Source organism: Pseudomonadota bacterium (assembly GCA_026388215.1).
In the GTDB taxonomy this organism is placed as follows: domain Bacteria; phylum Desulfobacterota; class Syntrophorhabdia; order Syntrophorhabdales; family Syntrophorhabdaceae; genus JAPLKF01.
Genome location: JAPLKF010000230.1, coordinates 1 through 1,694, shown reverse-complemented (window position 1 = coordinate 1,694; position 1,694 = coordinate 1). Strand labels below are relative to the sequence as shown.

The following is a 1,694-nucleotide window of genomic DNA, read 5'->3' as shown; positions in this document are numbered from 1 at the left end:
AATTGAAAAAAACTGATAATTCAAGACCTGACCCTATTGTTTATTTATACAGGGCTGTAACTTAGGAATGATAAAAAATTGTCTTGACGAAGGGATCCACTTTATTTTTATATTTTCTTGATATTAAATATATTTTAAGAGGAGGGGTTGGCATGAAAAAACAAAGTAACAAAGTAAAGCTGTTTTTAAGTAGCACACTGTTGTTGGTATTTCTCTTTTTTCCTTTCATCGTAACAGCAGAGCTTCCAGTAGTTAAGCTCATTGCCACTGGTGGCACAATCGCTATGAAGATTGACCCTGTAAAAAAAGCCCCTGTACCTGCTATTTCCGGTGAAGATCTTGTTTCTACTGTTCCGGAGATAGCAAACATAGCGAAGATTGAAGTACTTAATCTCTCAAATGTTCCGTCTGATTATATGGATCAGGACCGCTGGGTCAGCTTGCAGAAGGAGATAGTTAAAGCACTGTCACGCCCGGAGGTTGCAGGAGTCATAGTTTCTCATGGAACAGACACCCTTGAAGAAACTGCATATTTTCTTGATTTAACAGTTCCAAGTAAAAAACCCATTGTCCTTATTGGTGCACAGAGAAATGCATCTGAGAAGGATTTTGATGGTCCACGAAACCTCCTGAATGCTACACGAGTCTGTGTTTCTCCTGATGCAATAGGGAAAGGAGCGATGATTATCCTCAACAATCAGATAAATGCTGCACGTGAGGTTACCAAAACACACACTTCAGACGTAGAAACATTTAAATCAGGGGATTTTGGATTCATCGGTAATGCTGATAATGACCGGGTAATATTTTACCGGTCACCATTACGGAGACAATACATACAACTTAAGCAAGATAAGCTTCCGTACGTCGAAATTGTTTCAATGTATGGTGGTGCAGAAGGAACCCTTGTCAGGGCAGCGGTAAAAGCCGGTGCAAAGGGGATTATTATACAGGCGCTTGGTTGGGGGAATGTCAATATCCCTATGTATGAGGCAATAAAAGAGGCAATAGGCAAAGGGATACCCGTAGTTATTTCTACACGGGTTTTTAACGGCAGGGTGCTTCCCGTCTATGGATTTCTAGGAGGGGGCCAAACGCTGAAAGAGGCAGGCGCTATTTTTGCAGACAATCTTCCGCCACAAAAAGCAAGAATACTGCTGATGCTCGCCTTACAAACTACATCGAAAGCAAATGAGATACAGAAACTGTTTGATCATTAATGCTATAGCACCGTATAAGAAATAAGCCGGATCCCTTTCATGGGTTCCGGCTTAACCATTCAAAATTATAGGCAACGTTCGGGGTCAGGTCTTGAAATATAAGTTTTTATTTCTTTTAATGATAGACTGTTATACAATCTTTAATCAAATTGCTAAGCTGGAAGAGCTTTATAGAGCTTTTTCATCTATCTTATTTCTTTCGTCTTAAATATGGTTTATGATTTGGTTGACGATTCAGTTGATGATTTTGTTTGGGGATTTGGAGTCCAGGATAAATCCATTCCTGTTGAAATAAGCGGAACAAAGTCTTAAACTATAAAGTCTTTCCTGTAGTTGCAACAAACAGTAGACAATATTTAAAAAAAGGAATTTTTGCCTGACATATAAGCAAGGAATACAAAAAGATATGAAATCAGAATCATCAGGATCGGAGAAACAAGCAGCACTTAAATTTATTGGAAGGGCTTTTCATTA

General features: G+C 38.9%; 1 protein-coding gene. It reads left to right on the top strand.

Features of this window, described 5'->3' with window-relative positions:
- Positions 1-152: 152 nt before the first annotated feature.
- Complete coding sequence (locus NTU69_11445) at positions 153-1,220, top strand: asparaginase (protein ID MCX5804122.1); 1,068 nt, start codon at positions 153-155, stop codon at positions 1,218-1,220.
- The last annotated feature ends 474 nt before the right edge of the window (positions 1,221-1,694 follow it).

Excerpts from the sequence above, each read along its gene's own strand:
- NTU69_11445 (MCX5804122.1), top strand. The coding sequence starts at position 153 with ATGAAAAAACAAAGTAACAAAGTAAAGCTGTTTTTAAGTAGCACACTG.